We start from the raw sequence: 21113 nt of genomic DNA, 5'->3' as shown, positions 1-21113 counted from the left end.
AGCGGGCAGGACATGCCGCGCGCGGGACGCGGTGCGTGCAGAGCCGGTCGCCCCGCGACGTCCAGCGCGACGGAAGTGGCACGCTCGGCGAGACCCGACGCCGCCCGGCACGCAGAAGGGCCCCGCACGCGCAGCGTGCGGGGCCCTTCTGTCAGGACCGCTTAGAAGTCCATGCCACCCGTGGGGTCGCCGGCCGGCATGGCCGGAGCCTTCTCGGGCTTGTCGGCGACGACGGCCTCGGTCGTGAGGAACAGACCGGCGATCGACGCAGCGTTCTGCAGCGCCGAGCGCGTGACCTTGGCCGGGTCGATGATGCCCGCGGCGACGAGGTCGACGTACTCACCGGTCGCGGCGTTGAGGCCGTGACCCGACTCGAGCTCGCGGACCTTCGCGGCGACGACGCCCGGCTCGAGACCGGCGTTCAGCGCGATCTGCTTGAGCGGCGCGTCGATCGCGACGCGGACGATGTTCGCGCCGGTCGCCTCGTCACCCTCGAGCTTGAGGGAGTCGAGCACGACGGACGCCTGGATGAGCGCGACGCCACCACCGGCGACGATGCCCTCTTCCACGGCGGCCTTCGCGTTGCGGACGGCGTCCTCGATGCGGTGCTTGCGCTCCTTGAGCTCGACCTCGGTCGCAGCGCCCGCCTTGATGACGGCGACGCCACCGGCGAGCTTCGCAAGGCGCTCCTGGAGCTTCTCGCGGTCGTAGTCGGAGTCGGTCGCCTCGATCTCGCCGCGGATCTGCTTGACGCGGCCGGCGATCTGGTCCTCGTCGCCAGCACCCTCGACGATGGTCGTCTCGTCCTTGGTGATGATGACCTTGCGGGCCTTGCCGAGCAGGTCGAGGGTCGCGTTCTCGAGCTTGAGGCCGACCTCTTCCGAGATGACCTGGCCGCCGGTGAGGATCGCGATGTCCTGCAGCATGGCCTTGCGACGGTCGCCGAAGCCCGGGGCCTTGACGGCGACGGACTTGAAGATGCCGCGGATCTTGTTCACGACGAGGGTCGCGAGGGCTTCGCCGTCGACGTCCTCGGCGATGATGAGGAGCTGCTTGCCCGACTGGATCACCTTGTCGACGACCGGGAGCAGGTCCTTGATGTTGGAGATCTTCGAGTTGACGATGAGGATGTACGGGTCCTCGAAGACGGCTTCCTGGCGCTCCGGGTCCGTGACGAAGTACTGCGACAGGTAGCCCTTGTCGAAGCGCATGCCCTCGGTCAGCTCGAGCTCGGTGCCGAAGGTGTTCGACTCCTCGACGGTGACGACGCCCTCCTTGCCGACCTTGTCGATCGCCTCGGCGATGAGCTCGCCGATGGTGGAGTCAGCGGCGGAGATCGACGCGGTCGCGGCGATCTGCTCCTTGGTCTCGATGTCCTTCGCGTTGGCGAGGAGCTGGTCGGAGACGGCGGCGACGGCCTTCTCGATGCCGCGCTTGAGCGACACGGGGTCGGCACCGGCGGCGACGTTGCGGAGGCCCTCGCGGACGAGCGCCTGGGCGAGGACGGTCGCGGTCGTCGTACCGTCACCGGCGACGTCGTCGGTCTTCTTCGCGACCTCCTTGACGAGCTCCGCACCGATCTTCTCGTACGGGTCGTCGAGTTCGATCTCCTTGGCGATGGAGACACCGTCGTTCGTGATCGTGGGGGCGCCCCACTTCTTCTCGAGGACGACGTTGCGGCCGCGCGGGCCGAGCGTCACCTTCACGGCGTCGGCCAGGGTGTTCAGGCCGCGCTCGAGGCCGCGACGGGCCTCCTCGTTGAAAGCAATGATCTTAGCCATGTGAGTTTCTCGTCCCTCCCGGACGTCGTCATGGGGGTCGTGCTGGCACTCAGCGTGAGCGAGTGCCAACGCCGATTCTGGCACTCGACGAGGTCGAGTGCAACACAGCCGGGAGGCACGGGTCGTCTTCCCAGGACACGCACCGACACGGCACGGTCGCGCCCGGCACGACGAACGCCCTGCACGAGGAACACCCGGCACGACGAACACCCGGCACGACGAACGCGCCGCCCCCGAGGGGACGGCGCGTTCCGGGTGTCGCGGTTCAGGCGGGGCGGACCGACTCGGCCTGCGGCCCCTTCGCGCCGGTGCCGACGTCGAACGTCACCGCCTGGCCCTCCTCGAGGACCTTGTAGCCCGACATGTCGATCGCCGAGTAGTGCACGAACACGTCCTGGCCCCCTCCATCGACGGTGATGAAGCCGAAGCCCTTCTCGGCGTTGAACCACTTCACGGTTCCGTTGGCCATGATCTCTTGCTCCCTGGTGGTGCTGGTGCAGACGACGGGTCGTCGTTGGTGCGGACGACAGGCCGTCGTCTGGCGATGACTCTGACCGAACAAGCGCGGCGTGGCAAGGGTTGTGACGCCCTTTCACGCCGATTCCGTCAGAATTCAACGTCCCGGAAACACCGCCGTAACGAACCCGGCGCGGGGAGCGCGTCAGCCGGCGTAGTCGGCGCCGAGCACCACGGTCACGTCGGCGTTCGGGAACGCCGCCGACTGCTGCACCGCGGAGACCCCGAGCGCCTGCGCGACGCCCTGCGCCACGGCCGCCTGCGACTCCTGCTGGTAGTACACGATCGTCGCGGTGGTGCCGGTCGTCCCGGCGTCCCCGGTCGAGCGGACCTGCCAGCCGGCGTTCCGCAGCGCGGTCGAGCCCTTCGCCGCGAGCCCGGTGGTCGATGTGCCGTTCAGGACGACGACGCTCGTCGCACCCTGCTCGGCGGGGGTCGCGGCCGTCGGGGCCTGGGTCTCGGACGGCGACGGCGTGGCCTCGCCCGAGGGCGCACCGGTCGCCGGGGCCGAGGCGGACGCGGACGACGACGGAGCCGGCGAGGACGTCGTCCCCGGGAACGAGTAGCTGCCGTTGAGGAGCGCGAGCACGAGCACCCCGATGAGCACGAGCACCCCGGTGGCGAGCGCTGCCCAGGCGAACGCGATCCAGCCGCGGCCACGACGCCGGGCACCGCGGTGCGCCCCGACCCGGGGGCCGTCGGTGACGTCGTCGAACCGGTCTCGCGGGAATCTCTGGGTCATCGTTCCTCTTCACGGGGATCGGTCGTCGTGCCGGGGGCGACGAAGGAGCGCGCCGCGCGGGCACGGGTGCGGGCGTGCCGGAGCCGCTGCAGTCGCGTCACGAGCTGCGGGTCGTACGCGAGCGCCGCCGGCAGGTCGATCACGCGGTTCAGCACCTGGTAGTAGCGCGCCGGCGACATGTCGAACTCGACCCGGATCTCCGCTTCCTTCGTGCGGTCGTGCCGCGCCCGCTCGTGCTCGAAGGCGAGTACGTGCTTGTCGAGCTCGCTGAGCTCGTCGGCGGGGATGGTGGTCACGGCACTTCCGGTCACGGTGGGGTAACGGGTCTCGCACATCGTAGGGGTGGCGGGCACGCCGACCCTGGCACGCGCCTGGACTGTCGCGAAGCCCGCGTTCAGGCTGCGGGCGCGCGGAACCACCGCACGCGGACGCCGAACGGGTCGGACACCGCGAGCGCGACGCCGTCGAGCGACAGGGTCGCGAACGCGTCCGGGTCGCCGGGGTCGACGTCGCCGGGCAGGCTGGCGGCCACCCCGCGCAGGATCCCGGTCCGTTCGAGTGCGACCCAGCGCACGCCGCGCTCGCGGAGCCGGTCGACGACCCGCTGCCGGTCCGCGCCGGGTACGTAGACGAGCGTCCCGGTCGTCAGGACCACCGGTTCGCAGTCGTCCGGCAGGGCGTCGAGTGCGCGGTCCAGGTCACCGGGCAGGGTGCCCCGGATCCGGACGGGAGGCACGGCGAGCGTCGCGCGCGCCGCCGCACGCATCAGGGCGGTGCGGTCCGTCGCCTCGGGCGGGACGGCCTCGACCAGCCGGTCGAACGCGCCGGGCTCGGCCAGGTCGATCGGGTTCGGGTCGAGGGCCACGCGCGCACCGATCCGGATCGGCGTGGCACGCGGCGCGGGCACGGCACCGGAGACGGCGACCGTCAGGTGGATCGACGGCTCCGCGACCGCGGTGTGCACCCGCACCCGCTCGTCGCGCACCCCGCCACCGACGTCGCACCCCGTCACACCGGGGTGGGACGCGGGCACCGGGGTGCGACCGGACGCACGCTCGGCAGCGGGAACGTGGTCGAGCGTCACGCGGTCCGGGATCGAGCAGAGTCCGGCGGCGGCACCCGCGTCGACGAGCCCCAGCGGCCGGTCGGTCGCCGCGGCGAGCGCCTGCAGGACGGGGACCACCGGACCGAGGCGACGCGGGTCGTTGGCCTGCACCGTGGCGGCGGCGAGGGCCGCGACCAGGGTGGGGCGTGCCTCCCGGCCGAGCGCGCGCAGCGCACCGGGGTCCGCCGGGTCCGCACCCAGCCGCCGGGCGACCGCGAAGACCAGCTCGGGCTGCCGCTGCTGCGCCGGCACCGCCTCCAGGAGCGCGACCAGGTCGTCGTCCACCGAGCGTGCCCAGGCCGCGTACGACGGTGAGCCCGGGGCGATGCGCTCCGCGTAGGCGGCGTACCGCTCCCGCGTCCCGGTCACGGTCGGTACATGCCGACGTGGCGGATGCCGGCCTCGTCGTACGGGGTACCGAAGCGGGCGAACCCGTGCCGCTCGTACAGCCCGGCCACGTACTCCTGCGCGTGCAGCACGAACGGCTCGTCGCCGTGGGCGGCGAGCACCGCGCCGACCAGCCGGTCGGCGACCCCCTGCCCGCGGTGGTCCGGGTGCGTCGCGACCCGACCGACGACCCACGCCGGTGCTGCGGCGTCGTCGGGGTGCGGCTCCCCCGCGGCCGGTCGGACGAGCCGGAGGTACCCGACCGGATCGTCGTCCGCTCCGAACCACCAGTGCTCGGTGTCCGGGTGGCGGTCGCGGCCGTCGAAGTCCTCTGCCGTGACCCGCTGTTCGAGCGCGAACACGCGGTTCCGGAGGACGACGATGCCGTACAGTTCGTCCGTCGTCAGACGTTCCCAGCGGGCGTGGCGCACGGAATGCTCGGACATCGTGGCGAGTTTACTGAGGTGGCCGGGCAGCCCGTCGACCCGGCCGGAAGCAGGAGGAACACATGACGTACAACGTCGACAAGTCCGACGCCCAGTGGCGCGAGGAGCTCTCCCCGGACCAGTACGCCGTCCTCCGGCAGGCCGGGACCGAGCGCCCGTGGACCGGTGAGCTGCTCGACGAGGAGCGCGCCGGCGTCTACACGTGTGCGGCCTGCGGAGCGGAGCTGTTCAAGAGCGGCACGAAGTTCGACTCCGGCTGCGGCTGGCCGTCGTTCTACGAGTCGGTGCGCCCCGAGGCCGTCCAGCTCATCGAGGACAAGTCCCTCGGCATGGTCCGCACCGAGGTCCGCTGCGCGAACTGCGGGGGCCACCTGGGGCACGTCTTCCCGGACGGCTTCGGCACCCCGACCGGCGACCGCTACTGCATGAACTCGATCTCGCTCAACTTCGAGGCCGCGGAGTGACCCCCGACGCGCCCCGGTAGAGTGGGCGCGTCAGCCGGCATGGCGCAATTGGTAGCGCACCGTACTTGTAATACGGGGGTTGCGGGTTCGAGTCCCGCTGCCGGCCCTCTCCACCACCTGCGGTTCGGTCGTCCGTGCCTCAGTACAGTTGTCGGGTGAACCGGCCCCGTCTGCTGCTCGTCGCCCTGGTCGCCTGGGTCGGTGTCTTCCTCCTCACCGCGGCGTGGGTGCTCGCGACACCGATCGGCAACGGCCCCGACGAGTCGAACCACTTCGCGAAGGCTGCGGCGACGGTCCGCGGACAGTGGACCGGTGTGCCCACCGGCGCGCAGGGGATCACCACCGTGCGCGTGCCGCAGGCCGTGACGGACCCGCAGGGCGCGGTGCCGTGCGCCGCGCGGGACGCCGCGAAGCCGGCCACGTGCATGCCCGCGTTCTCGACCGCGTCCGGGGACGTCGAGGTCTCGACGGGGGTCGGCGACTACTTCCCCGGCTACTACCTGTTCGTCGGCTGGCCCACGCTCCTGGTCGAGGGGGCGCACGGGTACCTGGCGGTGCGGCTCGTGTCCGCGCTGGTCGTCTCCGCGCTCGCCGCGGTGGTGGTCCTGGTCGGGGCGGCGCTCCGGCACCGGCACGCCCTGCCCGCGTGGGCGGCCGTCGCCGTCACCCCGATGACCGTGTACGTCGGGGCGCTCGTCAACCCGAGCTCGGTCGAGATCGCCGGCTGCGCCGCCCTCGCCGCGGTGACCTGGCTCGTGCTCCACGACGGTGCGGGACGGCGGCTGCACTGGTGGCTCGCCCTGCTGGTGGTCTGCGGGGTCGTCGCGGGGTCGATGCGCACGTCGTCGCCCCTCATGGTCGTCGTCGTGGTGGTCGGGGTCCTGCTGACCGACGTCCCCGCCGCGCTCCGGCTCATGCGCCGTCGCTCCGTGCTCACCGCCCTGGGCGCCGCGGTCGTCCTGCTCGTGCCGGCCGTGCTCTGGTCGGCCTTCGTCGCCGGCCCCGCTGGCTACATCCCGTCGTCGCCGGAGCGCTACGGCTTCGTCGAGGGCACGCTGAAGACCCTCGCCCTCACGCCGAAGTGGGGCGAGCAGATGGTCGGCGTGTTCGGCTGGTTCGACACCACCCTGCCCGCGTGGATCGTCACGGCGTGGGCGATGGGGATCGGCCTCGTCGTGTTCGCAGGGCTCGCGGTCCGCCGTCGCGCGCTGCCCGGCACCGTGTTCCTCGTCGCCGCGACGGTGCTCGTGCCCGCCGTGCTGCAGGGCATCGGCGCCGCGGACTACGGGATCATCTGGCAGGGGCGGTACGGGCTGCCGCTGTTCGTCGCGACGCTGATCGTGGTCGGGCTCGCCGCCGACCGGGACGTGCTGCGGACCCGTGCCCTGCGACCGCTCGTCGTCGTGGTGCCGGTCCTCGCCGCGGTGGGGCAGGTCGTCGCGTTCGCGGTGGTGCTCCGGCGCTACGCCGTCGGGGTCTCCGCGCCGTGGAGCGAGGTCCTCGGTGCCCAGGCCTGGCACCCGCCGGGCGGCACGGTGCTGGCGTTCGTCCTGCTGCTCGTCGGCCTCGCGATGGTCGGCGCCGCGCTCGCGGCGACGACGCCGGCGTCCATGGGATCGGTTTTCGCCGGGCGCCGTGCCGGCGGGAAGCCGGCCGTACCGGCCCACCACGCCGCAGCCGACTGAGGCCGCGGTCACGGCGAAGGGCCCGGATGATCACTCATCCGGGCCCTTCGGCGCGTGGAACGCGGATCAGGGGGCGTTCCGGGCGCTCGACGCGGTAACCAGCCGGCCGTGTGACGAGGATGACACCAGAACGGGGGACGTGTCCACAGATCGGCGACTCTTCGCGGCTTCCCGCACGGATGTGCAGGATCCGGCCGCCTCGACTGCGTTCCCGCAGGGAGCCGGCCGGATGCCTGCCGAGTGCCGACCGGTCGCCGAGCCGGGTCAGCGGCCGCCGGTGATGCGACGCTCGCGCTGCGCCACGCCCGCCGTGCCGTACGGGTAGTCGTCGATCCGCGGGGCGCTCGCGTCGGTGAGCGTCCGGAGCTCGTCGTCCGTCAGCACGAGGTCGGCGGCACCGAGGTTGTCCTCGAGCTGTGACACCGTCCGGGCGCCGAGGATGACGCTCGTCACCGCCGGACGGGCGAGCAGCCACGCGAGGGCGACCTGCGACCTCGAGGCCCCGTGCGCATCGGCCACGGCGGACACTGCGTCGAGGACCTGCCACGTGCGCTCGTCGCCGTTCCGGGCCTCCCACGCCTCCATGCCGCGCTGCGGGTTCTCGCCGAGCCGGGTCGCGCCGGTGGGGGCCTCGTCGCGCTGGTACTTGCCGGAGAGCCAGCCGCCGGCCAGGGGCGACCACGGGAGCAGGCCGATGCCGGCGTCCAGGCACGCGGGGACGACCTCGTGCTCGATGTCGCGGACGAGCAGGTTGTACTGCGGCTGCAGGGTCACCGGCGGGGCCCAGCCGTGCGCCTTCGCCTCGTAGACGGCCTTCGTCACCTGGTAGCCGAGGTAGTTCGAGAAGCCGTACGTGCCGATCTTGCCCGCGGAGACGGCGTCGTCGAGGAAGCGCAGGGTCTCCTCGATCGGGGTGAGGGCGTCCCACGCGTGCATCTGGTACAGGTCGATGTGCTCGACGCCGAGTCGCTCGAGCGAGGCGTCGAGGGCGACCCGGAGGTGCCGACGGGACAGGCCGAGGTCGTTCGGGCCGTCGCCCTGCGGGAAGCGCCCCTTGGTGGCGAGGACGACCTGCTGCGCCTCGGTCGGGTGCGCGGCGAGCCAGCGGCCGATGATGCGCTCCGACTCGTTGCCGGAGTACACGTCCGCGGTGTCGACGAGCGTGCCGCCCGCGGCGACGAACGTGTCGAGGATCTGGTGCGAGGTGGGTTCGTCGGCTTCGCTGCCGAACGTCATGGTGCCGAGGGTAAGCGTCGACACCGATGTCCCGCTGTTGCCGAGGAGTCTGTAGTCCATGGCCGGGACGCTACGCGCGGGCGTCTGCGTCAGCGAGGACCCACGAGTACCTGTCAGCGCCCGTCGGACACCGCGGCGTCCACGGAAGCGCCGAGGAACGCGATCGCCGCGTCGCGGAAGGCCCGCGACGTCGGGGCGCCGAGCGAGGTCACTGCGTGGTTGCGCCCCCGAGGAACGCGATCGCCCGCTCGCGGAACGCCCGCGCCGTCGGCGCGTTGAAGTGGTTGCGCCCCGGGATCTCGAAGAAGTCCGCGTCCGGCGCCGCCGCCGCGAGCCGCACCGCGCTGTCCTTGATCCCGTCCTCGCTGCCCGCGGCCATCAGGATCGGCTGCGCGGGTGCGTTCTCGGGCGTCGGCTCGATGCTGTCCCGCATCCCCTCCACCATCGCGACGAGGGCCCGCAGGTCGTTCCCCTCCACCCCCGAGGCCATCTGCAGGTACCCGTTCGTCACGCGGTCCTCGATGGGGGTCCCGTCGGCGATGTACGCCTTCGCCTGGTCGACGGCCACCCGGCGCATCGGGTCGGCGTCCGGGATGCCGCCGAAGACGGCGCGGGTAACGCGGTCCGGGATCCGCTCGGCGGTGTGCCAGCCGACGCGGGCGCCGAGCGAGTACCCGAGGTAGGCGACGTCGGACAGCAGGTAGGTGTCGATGACCGCGGTGACGTCCGCCACGAGCAGGTCCATCGAGTACGCGGACGGGTCGTGCGGCTTCGACGATGCTCCGTGGCCGCGCTGGTCGAGCGCGACGACCCGGTAGCCGGCGCGGACGAGGTCGCGGGTCCAACCGGAGGCGTGCCAGTTGAGCACCGCGCTCGACGCGAAGCCGTGCACCGCGACGACGACGGGGGCGTCCGGGTCGCCGAAGTCGTAGGTGGCGAGCTTCAGCCCGTCCGGGGACATCACGGCACGTGGTCGGGGCGCTTCGGGGACGAGTGACATGGCGCGACCAGGCTACCGGGGCATGGTGGTCGACATGGACGGCTACGGCGGCGATCAGGTCCGGGCGGCGGAGCGGCCGCACCTCGAGGCGGGCGAGCCCCTCATGCAGCGGGCGGCCGACGGCCTCGCCCGGGTCGTGGGCGACCTGCTCGACGACCCCGCGGTCCGTCCGCAGGACGGGCCCGGTTCGGTGCTGGTCCTCGCCGGCAGCGGCGACAACGGCGGTGACGCCCTGTTCGCGGCGGCGCGGCTGGCGTCGGCCGGGAGGCACGTGGCGGTCGTGCGCGTCGGCCGACGTGTGCACGAGGCGGGCCTGGCAGCCGCGCTGGGAGCCGGGGCGCGCCTCCTGGCCGGTCCGACCCCGCCCCGTGGCGGGGTCGCGGCCGCCGGCGCTGCCGACGTGTTGCGGGCGGCGGTCGTGTCGGACGGCGAGCGGCTCGCGGCGCTGACCGCGGAGGCCGCGGAGCGGGCCGACCTGCTGCTCGACGGCGTCCTCGGCATCGGGGTGCAGGGCGCCACCGCGCTGCGCTCCCCCGCCCGCGAGGTCGTCGACGCGGTCCGGGAGCTCGCCCGCGACCAGCGCGCGCCGTACGTCGTCGCCGTGGACGTGCCGAGCGGCATCGACGTCGACACGGGCGGCGTGGCCGACGACCACGTGCTGCACGCCGACGTGACGGTGACCTTCGGTGCGGTGAAGGCGGGGCTCCTGCGGGGTCCCGGTGCCACCCTCGCCGGGCGCATCGAACTCGTCGACGTCGGGATCGGCGACGAGCTCGCGGCCGTGGAGCCCCTCGTCCGGACCTGACCGCCCCGGACCCCGGACTCCGGACTCCGGACTCCGGACCCCGGACCATCACCGCGGCCTGGGTCGCCGCCCGGGTCAGTGCCCGCCGGTGTCCACCCCGTCGACGACGTCCGGCCGCGCCTCGAGCCAGGTGTCGACGAAGTGCCGGTAGTTCGCCGCGATCAGCCGCTCGGCGCCCTCGTGATCGAGGCCCTGGTGCACGACGTCGTCGAGCGCGTCCTCCCAGTTGCTCCGGCCGATCGCGAACCCGACGAACCCGTCCACCGGAGCTGCCGTCCGGAGCCAGTGGTCGAGCTGCTCCTCCGGGGCGTCCCGACCGAGCACGATGCACTGCACGCCGTCCCGGCCACCCGCGCGGACGGCCTCGACCACGCGATGGACGTCCTCGGTGCGGTCGAGCCCCTCGAGCTTCCACACGTCCGGCTCGACTCCGTGCTCCTGCAGGTAGCCGACGACCTCGACGACGAGCCCGGGGCGGACGTCGCGGTCGTAGTCCGTCCCGCCGTCCTGCTGCTGCTCGTCCGTCGCGGGGACGAGGAGCTCGACGAGGAACGGCCGCCCGGCGTCGTGCAGGGTGCGGGACACCGCCGCGAGCCGCTCGGCCTGTGCGGCGCGCTCGTCGGCGTCGAAACCGGGGTTGTCGCGGACGAGCACCTTCACGAAGTCCGGGTCGAACGCGTCGACGTGCGCGACCCAGTCGTCGCCGTACTCCAGCTCGAACCACTCCCGGCCCGACCGCTCGACCGGCATCGCGAGCACCAGCCCGGCCTCCTTGACCAGCCGTGCGACGTCGGCGCCGTAGCGCTCGTCGACGAGGACGCCCGTGCGTGCCCGGGACGCGCCGGCGGCCAGCGCCGCGAGCACACCGCGGTAGACGAGCTGCTTGCCGGCGCGGACCCGCTCGGCGTCGGCCTCGTCGGCCGGCTCACCGGAGTCGTCGCCGTAGGTGTGCTCCAGCAGCGAGGACCGCTGGTCCATCGCGAAGAGGAAGAGGGGGTGCTGTTCGTCGAGGTCGGCCATGCCGGCCATGTTCCTCGCCGTCCCTCCGCGCCGACCCGGCGAGCGGGTACGTTCTGGCGCATGACCTTCAACGACGACTCCAGGCTGTCCGGCGGCAAGGTGCAGCGTCGCGGTCGCGGGGCGGCGATCGGCGGCGGCGCGGTGGGCATCGGCGCGATCGTGGTGTTCCTCGTCGCGCAGTTCACGGGCGTCGACCTCACGCCGTTCCTCGGCGGGGACGGGACCACCCAGATCCAGCAGCAGGGCGACACCGTCGACGCGGCGTCCCGGTGCCGGACCGGCCGCGACGCGAACCTCGACGTGGAGTGCCGGATGGAGGGCGCCGCGGAGTCGCTCGACGCCTACTGGATCCGGGAGTCCCGCGACCTCGGCACGGACTACGCCACCCCGGGCTTCGTGCTCTTCGACGGCTCGACGGGCACCGGGTGCGGGCAGGCGTCCGCCGCGACGGGACCGTTCTACTGCCCGCCGGACCGATCGATCTACCTCGACACCGCGTTCTACGACGACCTGCAGTCCCGCTACGGCTCGTCCGGCGGACCGCTCGCGCAGATGTACGTCGTCGCACACGAGTGGGGCCACCACGTGCAGCAGCTGCAGGGCACGTTCGCGGCGACCGACCGGTCCGGCACCGGAGCGTCGTCGGGGAGCGTCCGCGTCGAGCTGCAGGCGGACTGCTACGCGGGCGCCTGGGTGGGCGCGGCCGCGACGACGAAGGACGCCGACGGGCAGACCTTCTTCGAGCCGATCACGCGCGACCAGATCCGGGACGCCCTGTCGGCCGCGAGCGCGGTCGGCGACGACAGCATCCAGGAGCGGGCCACCGGCAGCGTCGACCCGGACTCGTTCACGCACGGGTCGAGCGCGCAGCGCCAGGCGTGGTTCACGCGCGGGTACGAGCAGGGCGTGACCCGGTGCGACACCTTCAGCGTGCCGGGGTCCGCGCTGTAACGGCTGGCCGGCGCTGCCGGGCGGCCGGCTACTCGGCGGACGGCGTGGCCGACGCGCTCGGCGTCGGCGTCGGCGTGCCCTCGGTCGCCCCCGCGGCGGACACAACGAACGTGCGGAAGTCGTCGTTGGTGATCGGGGAGGTGAGCTCGTACTGCTTGCCGTTCACGAGCACGAGCGGCGTACCGGGGAAGTCCTGCAGGTCCGAACCCGGGACGTCGCCAGCCGTCACCGCGGTCGTCCGCTCGTCGACCCACTTCGCGAAGGTCTGGTCGGCGATGCAGTCCCGGATCGCACCGGCGTCGCGGATCCCGTCCACCCCGGTGACGATGCGCTGCAGCTGTGCGTCGGTGAGCCCCGCGGTGCCCTGCTCCGGCTGGCGGGCGAAGAGCGCCTGGTTCACGGCGTAGAACTGGTCGGGCGAGCGGTCCGCCACGCACGCGGCGGCGTTCGCGGCCCGGAGCGAGTACTTCGTGCCCTGCGACCGGTTCGACAGGGTCGCGATCGGGTGGATGTCGACCGTGGCGGCACCGGACTCGGCGAGGCTCGCGATGTAGTCGCCGTTCGCCTTCTCGAACTGGCCGCACGTCGGGCAGAGGTAGTCGACGTACATCGTGATGCGGACGCTCGGCGCCGCGGTCGCGCTCGGGTCGGCCGACGGCGAGGCGTCCGAGGAAGCGGACGAACCCGACCCCACGGCCTTCAGGTCCTGCCCGATGGTGATGCCGCCCTGCGACATGTTCGCGGGTCCGGGGCCGGCGGGCTGCGTCGAGTCGACGAGCACCAGCGTGACGACGGCCGCCGCCGCGACGAGCACGACGCCCAGGCCGATCTGCAGGCCGAGCCGGGTCCCGCGCTGCCGGCGCTTCTGCTGCGTCCGGATCCGCTGGGCCCGCTGTCGCGCGGCCTCTCGTCGTTCGTTGCGCGCGGCGCGTGCGTCACCCTCGGGGCGGTTGGTCATGCGTCGATGGTCCTCACGTCGATCCTGGTGTCCGCACGGCTTCCCCCGCACGCCGGACGGACCCGCCGATCGTAGTGGTCCTTCCTGGGACCAGCCAACCAGGTCGTCCGGGGCACTGGCGCTGCGGGGGGAACTCGTGTTGTATGAGCATCGATGGTCGACGGCGACCATCCGGGGCCCCATCGGGCAACCGCTTCACAACGGATCGTCCGGCACGTACCTGCCGGTGAAGGAAGGATCGAACGCTCATGGCGTCCGTCACCTACGACAAGGCAACCCGTCTCTACCCCGGAGGCAACCGCCCCGCGGTCGACTCCCTCGACCTGGACATCGCCGACGGCGAGTTCCTCGTCCTCGTCGGCCCCTCCGGCTGCGGCAAGTCGACCTCGCTGCGCATGCTCGCCGGCCTCGAAGAGGTCAATTCCGGTGCGATCCGCATCGGCGAGCGCGACGTCACCGACGTCCCGCCGAAGGACCGCGACATCGCGATGGTCTTCCAGAACTACGCGCTGTACCCGCACATGACCGTCGCCGAGAACATGGGCTTCGCGCTCAAGATCGCCGGTGTCGGCAAGGAAGAGCGCGCCACCCGCGTGCAGGAGGCCGCCAAGCTCCTGGACCTCGAGCAGTACCTCGGCCGCAAGCCGAAGGCGCTCTCCGGAGGTCAGCGTCAGCGCGTCGCGATGGGCCGCGCCATCGTCCGTCAGCCGCAGGTGTTCCTCATGGACGAGCCGCTGTCGAACCTCGACGCCAAGCTCCGCGTCCAGACCCGCACGCAGATCGCCTCGCTGCAGCGTCGCCTCGGCGTCACCACGGTCTACGTCACGCACGACCAGACCGAGGCGCTGACCATGGGCGACCGCATCGCGGTGCTCAAGGACGGCATCCTGCAGCAGGTCGGCACCCCGCGCGACCTGTACGAGAAGCCGAACAACGTGTTCGTCGCCGGCTTCATCGGTTCGCCCGCCATGAACCTGCTCCCGGCCGACGTCGTCGAGGGCGGGATCAAGTTCGGCACGCTGAACCACGCGATCGACCGCGACACGCTGTCGAACGCGCGCGCCGGGCAGATCACCGTCGGCATCCGTCCCGAGGACGTCATCGTCTCGACCTCGGGCGAGGGCCTGCCGGTCACGGTCGACGTCGTCGAGGAGCTCGGCGCCGACGGCTACCTGTACGGTCACGCCGACGTGAACGGCCAGCGCGCCGACATCGTCGCCCGTGTCGACGGTCGCTCGCACCCCTCGATCGGTGACACGATCGTGATCGCGCCGAAGCAGGGCCACGTCCACGCCTTCGACACCGAGTCGGGCGAGCGTCTCGACGACAAGGCCGTCGTTAGCGCCTGACGCTGGAACAGCCGGACAGGAGGCGCGGTGCCAGCTGGCACCGCGCCTCCCGTCTGCCAGCCGCGCGTACCAGCAGGAGCCACCCGTACCAACAGGAGCCAACCGTGCCCGACTCCATGTCCATCACCGCAGCCACCGTCGACCCCGGTCTCCTCGACCTGCCGTGGGACCTGCCGCTCGAGGACTGGCCGGACGACGTCATCGTCGCGCTCCCGAAGGGCATCTCGCGGCACCTCGTCCGCTTCGTGCACCTGAGCGGGTACGTGGCCGCCGTGAAGGAGACCGGCGAAGAGGTCGCCCGTGCGGAGTACGAGATGCTCAAGACGCTGCAGCGCATGGACGTGCCGTGTGTGGACCCCGTGGCGGTCATCACGAACCGCGTCGACGAGCACGGCGAGCCGCTGCACCCGGTGCTCGTCACCCGGCACCTGCGCTTCTCGCTGCCGTACCGGGCGCTGTACTCGCAGACCCTCCGCCCGGAGACGGCGACGCGACTCGTCGACGCCCTCGCCCTGCTGCTCGTCCGGCTGCACGTGATCGGCTTCTACTGGGGCGACGTCTCGCTCTCGAACACGCTGTTCCGCCGTGACGCCGGCGCGTTCGCGGCCTACCTGGTCGACGCCGAGACCGGCAAGCTCTACCCCGGCGGACTGTCGAACGGGCAGCGCGAGAACGACCTCGAGGTCGCGCGCGTCAACATCGCGGGCGAGCTGCTCGACCTCGAGGCCGGTGGGCGGCTCGACGAGAACGCCGACGCCGTGGACGTGTCGAACCGCATCGTGGCGCAGTACCGGACGCTCTGGAAGGAGCTCACCGGCACCGAGCAGTTCGACATTAAGGAGCGCTGGCGCATCAACGACCGGGTCGAGCGGCTCAACGCGCTCGGCTTCGACATCGAGGAGCTGTCGATCCACACGACAGAGGGCGGCTCGCAGGTGCGGATCCAGCCCAAGGTCGTGGACGCGGGGCATCACCAGCGCCGGCTGCTCCGCCTGACCGGACTGGACGCGGGCGAGAACCAGGCGCGGCGGCTGCTCAACGACCTCGATGCGTACCGGGCGCGCAACGGCCGGGACCGGCTCGACGAGGAGATGGTGGCGCACGAGTGGGTCTCGCGCGTGTTCGAGCCCGTCGTGCGCTCGATCCCGCGGGACCTGCGCGGACGGCTCGAGCCCGCCGAGGTCTTCCACGAGCTGCTCGAGCACCGCTGGTACATGTCCCAGGAGGAGGAGCGTTCGGTCTCCCTCCCCGAGGCCACGACCGCGTACATCAACGACGTGCTCCGGCACCGCCGCGACGAGCGCCTGCTGATCAACCCGCCGACCTCGTCCATGACGCTGCCGATCCCGGTCGTCGACGACGCAGACGCAGCGTCCGACGAGGAGGACGTCGAGGACTGGCGCGCGAGCGTCTGACGCTGCCGGGTCACGCGCCTTCCGGGGCGCGCCTGGCCCGCTCGCGTTCCGCGAGCGGGCCAGATCTGTCACGTTCGCGGCCCGCAGCCGACACTTGGTGCATGCTCGGCGGACCGCACGCGGCACGTCGTGAACGCTCGCGGCGCGAGACGGGCGGGCGGACGGACAGGAGGCCCGGTGCCGGTCACGTGGACCGGCACCGGGCCTTGCGGTGGTCGCGCTGGTGTGCGCAGCGCTCGTCCGCGCAGCGCTCGTCGCTTACTGGGCGCGTCGGCGCCGGGCGACCTCCCACAGGGTGACGCTCGCGGCGATGCCGGCGTTGAGCGACTCCGTGGCGCTCGAGATCGGGATCGAGACGATCGCGTCGCAGGTCTCGGTGACCAGGCGCGACAGGCCCTTGCCCTCGGACCCGACGACGATCACGATCGGCCGGTCGGCGAGCTCGAGGGCGTCGAGCTCCACGTCACCGTCACCGTCGAGGCCGAGCACGAAGAGGCCCATCGACTTGAGCGACTTCAGGGTCTGCGTCAGGTTCGGCGCCATCGCGACCGGGGTGCGGGCGGCGGCACCGGCGGAGGTCTTCCACGCCGACGCGGTCACCCCGACCGAGCGACGCTGCGGCACGATGACGCCGTGCCCGCCGAACGCCGCAGTCGAGCGGATGATCGCGCCGAGGTTCCGCGGGTCGGTGATGCCGTCGAGCGCCACCATGAGCGGCACCTGATCGCGGGAGAACGCACGCTCGGCCAGGTCCTCGGCGACCGCGTACTCGTACGCCGGCACCTTGAGCGCGACGCCCTGGTGCACGCTGTCGTGCCCGGTGATGCGGTCGAGCTCCGGCCGCATGATCTCCATGATCGGGACACCTCGGTGGTTCGCCAGCGCCAGGATCTCCTTGACGCGGTCGTCGACCTCGATGCGGGCGGCGACGTAGAGCGTCGTCGAGGGCGTCTTCGTGCGCAGGGCCTCGAGCACGGAGTTGCGTCCGGTCACGAGCTCCGAGTCGTCGGTCTTCCGCTGCGGCGGGCGGCCGGTGCGCTGCTGCGGCGAGCTCGAGGCGCCGTGGCGACCCCGAGCGGCCTCGAAGCGCTCCTTGGCGGCCTTGCGCTTGCCGGCGGGGTGGTACGGCCGGTCCTCGGCCTTCGGCGTGGGCTTGCGCCCCTCGAGCGCCTGCGCGCCCTGGCCGCCGGAGCCGACCTGCTTGTTGCCCTTGCGGCCGGAGCGGACGGCGCCGGGCCGGCCCTTCTTGCTCCCCGAGACGTTCTTCATTGCTCTCTCCTGTCCGGCACGGCCGTTGTCAGGCGATGCTCCAGCGTGTTCCTGCTGCGGTGTCCTCGATGGTGATCCCCGCGGCTGCGAGGTCGTCGCGCACGCGGTCCGCCGTGGCGAAGTCCCGTGCGGAACGGGCGTCCGCGCGCTCCTGCACGAGGCGGTCGACGAGCGCGGCGAGCGGTGCGGCCGAGACGTCCTGACCACCACCGGACCAGTGGGCCGCTCGCGGGTCGATGCCGAGGACCTCGACCATCGCGGCCACCTGATGGTACGCGACCCCGAGCGCTTCCGCATCGTCGGCGTCCAGGGCGGCGTTCCCGGCGCGCACGGTGTCGTGCAGCACGGCGAGGGCCTGGGGCACCGAGAGATCGTCGTCCATGGCCGCGGCGAAGGCGTCGGGCACCCCCGCGGCGGTCGTCGCGTGCTGCCCGGTCAGGCGGCCGGCGGCACGGTCGAGGAACCCGGCGATCCGGTCGTACGCCGCCTCGGCCTCGGCCAGGGAGCCCTCGTGGTGGTCGATCGACGAGCGGTAGTGCGCGGCGCCGAGGAAGTACCGGACGACCGCCGGCCGGGCGGCGCCGAGGAAGTCCGCGGCGAAGATCGAGTTGCCGAGCGACTTCGACATCTTCTGCCCGTCGACGGTCACGAGTCCGTTGTGCAGCCAGTACGACGCGAAGCCGTCACCGGCAGCGGTCGACTGCGCGAGCTCGTTCTCGTGGTGCGGGAAGCGCAGGTCGAGCCCGCCGCCGTGCACGTCGAACGCCGGACCGAGGTACCGGCGGGACATCGCGGAGCACTCGATGTGCCACCCTGGCCGACCCGGGCCCCACGGGGAGTCCCACGTCGCGGTCGCCGGCTCGCCGGGCTTCGCGCCCTTCCAGAGCGCGAAGTCCCGCGGGTCCCGCTTGCCGCGCGGGTCGGCGTCGGCGGCGTCCACCATGTCCTCGCGGCGCTGCCGGGTCAGGGCGCCGTAGTCGGCCCAGCTGCCGGTGTCGAAGTAGACGTCGCCGGAGCCGTCCGCGGCGGCGTAGGCGTGCCCGCGCTCGATGAGCCGCTGGATGATGTCGTGCATCTGCGGCACGCTCGCGGTCGCACGGGGTTCGTACGTCGGCGGCAGGATGCCGAGGGCGTCGTACGCCGCGGTGAACTCCCGCTCGACGCGGTACGCCCGGGCGAACCACGGCTCGTCGGTGCCCGCAGCCAGGTCGAGCACCTTGTCGTCGATGTCCGTGACGTTCCGCACGAGGGTGACGTGGTAGCCGCGGTAGGTCAGCCACCGGCGCCAGACGTCGTACACGAGCGCCGAGCGCAGGTGCCCGATGTGGGGCGACGACTGCACCGTCGGACCGCAGACGTACATGCTCACCTGTCCGTCGACCAGCGGGACGAGGTCGACGACGGCTGCGGCGCGGGAGTCGTACAGGCGAACGGTCACCCGTCCAGCCTAGGACGTCGGACGGGCGGTCAGGCGGGGCGCACCACGGCGGTCGCGATCGCGGCGAGCCCCTCGCCGCGTCCGGTCAGCCCGAGCCCGTCGGTCGTCGTGCCGGACACCGCGACGGGTGCCCCGACGACCGCGGCGAGGGCGTCCTGCATCTCGGTCCGCCGTGCCCCGATGCGCGGGCGGTTGCCGATCACCTGCACCGTCACCGAGGTCGGCACGAGACCCGCCGCCGCGAGCAGTTCGACGGCCCCGCGGACGAACACGTCGCCGGACGCGCCCGCGTATCGGGGGTCGGAGGTGCCGAACCGACCGCCGATGTCCCCGAGCCCGCCGGCGGAGAGCAGCGCGTCGCAGACGGCGTGCGCCACGGCGTCCCCGTCGCTGTGGCCGGAGAGTCCGGGCTGTCCGGGGAAGTCGAGCAGGCCGACGCGGCAGGGCGATGCGTCGTCGAACGCGTGCACGTCGACGCCGAGCCCGATGCGGACCGTGGGCAGCGCCGAGTCCGCGACGATCGCCTCGGCCCGTGCGAGGTCCCAGCGGGTGGTGATCTTGAACGCGTCGGCGTGCCCGGGGACCGTGCGGACCACGCCGCCCGCCGCACGGAACACCCCGGCGTCGTCGGTCTCGGACCGCTGCGCCGCCGCGTACGCGTCCCGGAGGGCCCGCAGCGGGAACACCTGCGGGGTCTGGACACCGACGAGCGCGGACCGGTCGACCGTCTCGACCACCAGGTCGCCCTCGACCCGCTTGACGGTGTCGGTCACGGGCAGCGCCGGGACGACCCCGTCCCCGGTCGTCTCCGCGCGCTCGAACACGGCGGCGAACTGCGCCGCCGGGGTCAGGCACCGGGCGGCGTCGTGCACGCCCACCCACTCGATGCCGTCGGGCAGCGCGTCGAGCCCGGCCTGCACGGACGCGTGCCGGTCGGCGCCACCGGCGACCACGCTCGTCAGGGCAGCGGCGGGACCCGCGACGGCCGCGACGAGCGCCCGGCACTCGTCCAACCGGGCGGTCGGCGCGACGACGACCACGAAGGTCGGCTCGGCCAGGGTGAACACCGTCCGCACCGCCCGCGTCAGCATGCGCTCGCCGGCGACCGGCACGAAGGCCTTCGCGTCACCGATGCCCAGGCGCGTCCCGGAGCCGGCCGCGACGACGACGACCGCCCTGCTCACCCGGGGTCCGGGGAGCAGGGCGGTCGTGTCGTCGTGCTGTGGCGCCAGGGTGCTGGTCGCGCTAGGAGGCGAGGACCTCGTCGAGGACGGTCGACGCCTTGTCCTCGTCGGTCTTCTCGGCCAGGGCCAGCTCGGAGATCAGGATCTGGCGCGCCTTGGCCAGCATCCGCTTCTCGCCCGCCGAGAGCCCGCGGTCCTGGTCGCGGCGCCAGAGGTCACGGACGACCTCGGACACCTTGATGACGTCACCGGAGGCGAGCTTCTCGAGGTTCGCCTTGTAGCGGCGCGACCAGTTGGTCGGTTCCTCGGTGAACGGTGCCCGGAGGACCTCGAACACCTTGTCGAGTCCTTCCTTGCCGATCACGTCGCGGACGCCGACCAGGTCGACGTTGTCCGCCGGGACCTCGATCGTCAGGTCACCCTGCGTGACGCGGAGTTTCAGGTAGACCTTCTCCTCGCCCTTGATGACGCGAGTCTTGACTTCAGAGATGGTTGCCGCCCCGTGGTGGGGGTAGACGACGGTCTCGCCGACCTCGAATTGCATGTATCAGGCTCCGTTCCCAGAACCCCCAGTTTACCACAAGGGCGTTTCGGGTAGTGGGGCCGGGGCGGACCCACACCCGGGTGATCGCTAGGATGGTGCCGGACCGTCCGGTCCACCATCGTGATCTTCCGGAGGAATCTCTTGCGAGCTCGGGTACTCGTGTCCGTCGCCGTTGCGGCAACCATCGCGCTCGGCGCCACCGGCTGCGAGTTCATGTCGCCGGCGCACACGACGGAGATCAAGCAGATCACCGACGGCGTGAACGTCACCACCGGCAAGCTCGACATCCGCAACGCGCTCTTCATCTCCGACCGCGGCGAGGACGCACGCTTCATCGGCACCGTCATCAACACCGACGAGTCCGAGGACATCACGCTCTCGATCGAGCTCGGCGGCGACACCCAGACGGTCGTCGTCCCCGCCGGCAGCCGCCGCGACCTCGGCACGAACACCCCGACGGTGTCGAGCAGCGAGGGCTCGAGCGCCCAGGAGGGCAGCGACTCGCAGGGCACCGAGCAGACCGGCGCGAAGGCGGTCGTCTTCGAGGGCGCGGACGCCCGGCCCGGCTCGCTCGTCAAGACCTACTTCTCGTACTCCGGCGCCGAGGGCGTCTCGGCCAGCGTCCCCGTGCTGACCAACGCGATGGAGGAGTACCAGAGCCTCGCACCGTCGCCGAGCCCCACGGGCACCGCGACGCCGGGCGCCGGCACCGAGTCCACCGACGGGGCCACCCCGACCGGCGAGGCCACCAGCTCCGGCAACTGACGCAGCGCGCCAAAGCGAGCGCGCACCAGGCGCGTCAGACTGGAGGCCCGGGG

21 protein-coding genes and 1 tRNA gene are annotated in these 21113 nt (G+C 72.4%); 8 read left to right on the top strand and 14 right to left on the bottom strand.

Annotated elements, in window-relative coordinates; all coding sequences use genetic code 11:
- Positions 1 to 161: 161 nt before the first annotated feature.
- The 6 genes from groL to DEU32_RS04285 form a co-directional block, all read right to left on the bottom strand.
- A complete protein-coding gene (groL, locus tag DEU32_RS04310; RefSeq protein WP_114849472.1) occupies positions 162 to 1781 on the bottom strand; it encodes a chaperonin GroEL in 1620 nt (539 codons plus the stop codon).
- 265 nt (positions 1782 to 2046) lie between these two features.
- The gene (locus DEU32_RS04305) at positions 2047 to 2250 is read right to left on the bottom strand and encodes a cold-shock protein (RefSeq protein ID WP_058740472.1); all 204 of its coding nucleotides are present in this window, start codon (positions 2248 to 2250) and stop codon (positions 2047 to 2049) included.
- Positions 2251 to 2442: 192 nt separating this feature from the next.
- Positions 2443 to 3039, bottom strand: a complete 597-nt coding sequence (locus DEU32_RS04300; protein ID WP_114849471.1) for a LytR C-terminal domain-containing protein — start codon at positions 3037 to 3039, stop codon at positions 2443 to 2445.
- Positions 3036 to 3335, bottom strand: coding sequence for a DUF3263 domain-containing protein (locus DEU32_RS04295; protein ID WP_229666864.1), 300 nt, complete (start codon positions 3333 to 3335; stop codon positions 3036 to 3038). The genes DEU32_RS04300 and DEU32_RS04295 overlap by 4 nt, the downstream gene beginning before the upstream one ends.
- A gap of 98 nt (positions 3336 to 3433) precedes the next feature.
- Positions 3434 to 4513 (bottom strand): DUF2332 family protein, encoded by a 1080-nt coding sequence (locus DEU32_RS04290; protein ID WP_114849469.1) that lies wholly within the window; start codon positions 4511 to 4513, stop codon positions 3434 to 3436.
- Entirely contained in the window at positions 4510 to 4977 is a 468-nt protein-coding gene (locus tag DEU32_RS04285; protein ID WP_114849468.1) for a GNAT family N-acetyltransferase, read from the bottom strand. The genes DEU32_RS04290 and DEU32_RS04285 overlap by 4 nt, the downstream gene beginning before the upstream one ends.
- Positions 4978 to 5039: 62 nt before the next feature.
- On the opposite strand from DEU32_RS04285, the gene msrB reads away from it, so the two are divergent.
- From msrB to DEU32_RS04270, 3 genes are all read left to right on the top strand, one after another.
- On the top strand, positions 5040 to 5441 hold the full coding sequence (gene msrB, locus DEU32_RS04280; RefSeq protein WP_058740477.1) for a peptide-methionine (R)-S-oxide reductase MsrB: 402 nt from the start codon (positions 5040 to 5042) through the stop codon (positions 5439 to 5441).
- Between the two features lie 33 nt (positions 5442 to 5474).
- Positions 5475 to 5547: transfer RNA gene (locus tag DEU32_RS04275), tRNA-Thr, on the top strand.
- A 49-nt stretch (positions 5548 to 5596) separates the two neighbouring features.
- On the top strand, positions 5597 to 7126 hold the full coding sequence (locus DEU32_RS04270; protein WP_181819191.1) for a DUF2142 domain-containing protein: 1530 nt from the start codon (positions 5597 to 5599) through the stop codon (positions 7124 to 7126).
- 264 nt (positions 7127 to 7390) lie between these two features.
- Here DEU32_RS04270 and DEU32_RS04265 read toward each other — a convergent pair whose 3' ends face one another.
- Complete coding sequence (locus DEU32_RS04265; RefSeq protein WP_114849466.1) at positions 7391 to 8422, bottom strand: aldo/keto reductase; 1032 nt, start codon at positions 8420 to 8422, stop codon at positions 7391 to 7393.
- Between the two features lie 148 nt (positions 8423 to 8570).
- Positions 8571 to 9362: an alpha/beta fold hydrolase gene (locus DEU32_RS04260; protein WP_114849465.1), complete on the bottom strand. Its 792-nt coding sequence runs from the start codon at positions 9360 to 9362 to the stop codon at positions 8571 to 8573.
- Between DEU32_RS04260 and DEU32_RS04255 the strand changes: the two genes are divergently transcribed.
- Positions 9361 to 10167 (top strand): NAD(P)H-hydrate epimerase, encoded by an 807-nt coding sequence (locus DEU32_RS04255; protein WP_258554777.1) that lies wholly within the window; start codon positions 9361 to 9363, stop codon positions 10165 to 10167. The two genes, DEU32_RS04260 and DEU32_RS04255, sit on opposite strands and share 2 nt — an antisense overlap.
- Positions 10168 to 10242: 75 nt before the next feature.
- Here DEU32_RS04255 and DEU32_RS04250 read toward each other — a convergent pair whose 3' ends face one another.
- Complete coding sequence (locus DEU32_RS04250; protein ID WP_181819190.1) at positions 10243 to 11187, bottom strand: 2-deoxy-5-keto-D-gluconate 6-phosphate aldolase domain-containing protein; 945 nt, start codon at positions 11185 to 11187, stop codon at positions 10243 to 10245.
- 60 nt (positions 11188 to 11247) lie between these two features.
- On the opposite strand from DEU32_RS04250, the gene DEU32_RS04245 reads away from it, so the two are divergent.
- A complete protein-coding gene (locus DEU32_RS04245) occupies positions 11248 to 12138 on the top strand; it encodes a neutral zinc metallopeptidase (RefSeq protein ID WP_114849462.1) in 891 nt (296 codons plus the stop codon).
- A 28-nt stretch (positions 12139 to 12166) separates the two neighbouring features.
- Here DEU32_RS04245 and DEU32_RS04240 read toward each other — a convergent pair whose 3' ends face one another.
- A complete protein-coding gene (locus DEU32_RS04240; protein WP_167510151.1) occupies positions 12167 to 13096 on the bottom strand; it encodes a thioredoxin domain-containing protein in 930 nt (309 codons plus the stop codon).
- 248 nt (positions 13097 to 13344) lie between these two features.
- Between DEU32_RS04240 and DEU32_RS04235 the strand changes: the two genes are divergently transcribed.
- The gene (locus DEU32_RS04235) at positions 13345 to 14445 is read left to right on the top strand and encodes an ABC transporter ATP-binding protein (RefSeq protein WP_058740485.1); all 1101 of its coding nucleotides are present in this window, start codon (positions 13345 to 13347) and stop codon (positions 14443 to 14445) included.
- 104 nt (positions 14446 to 14549) lie between these two features.
- On the top strand, positions 14550 to 15860 hold the full coding sequence (locus tag DEU32_RS04230) for a DUF4032 domain-containing protein (protein WP_114849460.1): 1311 nt from the start codon (positions 14550 to 14552) through the stop codon (positions 15858 to 15860).
- Between the two features lie 258 nt (positions 15861 to 16118).
- Here DEU32_RS04230 and rlmB read toward each other — a convergent pair whose 3' ends face one another.
- From rlmB to DEU32_RS04210, 4 genes are read right to left on the bottom strand one after another with little or no spacing between them, the layout of a single operon-like run.
- Complete coding sequence (rlmB, locus tag DEU32_RS04225; RefSeq protein WP_058740486.1) at positions 16119 to 17129, bottom strand: 23S rRNA (guanosine(2251)-2'-O)-methyltransferase RlmB; 1011 nt, start codon at positions 17127 to 17129, stop codon at positions 16119 to 16121.
- A 28-nt stretch (positions 17130 to 17157) separates the two neighbouring features.
- Entirely contained in the window at positions 17158 to 18567 is a 1410-nt protein-coding gene (gene cysS, locus DEU32_RS04220; protein ID WP_114849459.1) for a cysteine--tRNA ligase, read from the bottom strand.
- Between the two features lie 29 nt (positions 18568 to 18596).
- Positions 18597 to 19799 carry a 2-C-methyl-D-erythritol 4-phosphate cytidylyltransferase gene (ispD, locus tag DEU32_RS04215; protein ID WP_167510207.1) on the bottom strand — a complete coding sequence of 401 codons (1203 nt, stop codon included), beginning with the start codon at positions 19797 to 19799 and terminating at the stop codon, positions 18597 to 18599.
- A gap of 13 nt (positions 19800 to 19812) precedes the next feature.
- Positions 19813 to 20295, bottom strand: a complete 483-nt coding sequence (locus DEU32_RS04210) for a CarD family transcriptional regulator (RefSeq protein ID WP_017888066.1) — start codon at positions 20293 to 20295, stop codon at positions 19813 to 19815.
- A 159-nt stretch (positions 20296 to 20454) separates the two neighbouring features.
- Between DEU32_RS04210 and DEU32_RS04205 the strand changes: the two genes are divergently transcribed.
- Positions 20455 to 21060 carry a hypothetical protein gene (locus DEU32_RS04205; RefSeq protein WP_114849457.1) on the top strand — a complete coding sequence of 202 codons (606 nt, stop codon included), beginning with the start codon at positions 20455 to 20457 and terminating at the stop codon, positions 21058 to 21060.
- Positions 21061 to 21113: the final 53 nt, after the last annotated feature.

Source organism: Curtobacterium sp. AG1037, from assembly GCF_003349855.1.
Lineage (GTDB): Bacteria > Actinomycetota > Actinomycetes > Actinomycetales > Microbacteriaceae > Curtobacterium > Curtobacterium citreum.
Note: the sequence above shows the minus strand (reverse complement) of the source record. Positions and strands in the feature narration are given on the sequence as shown.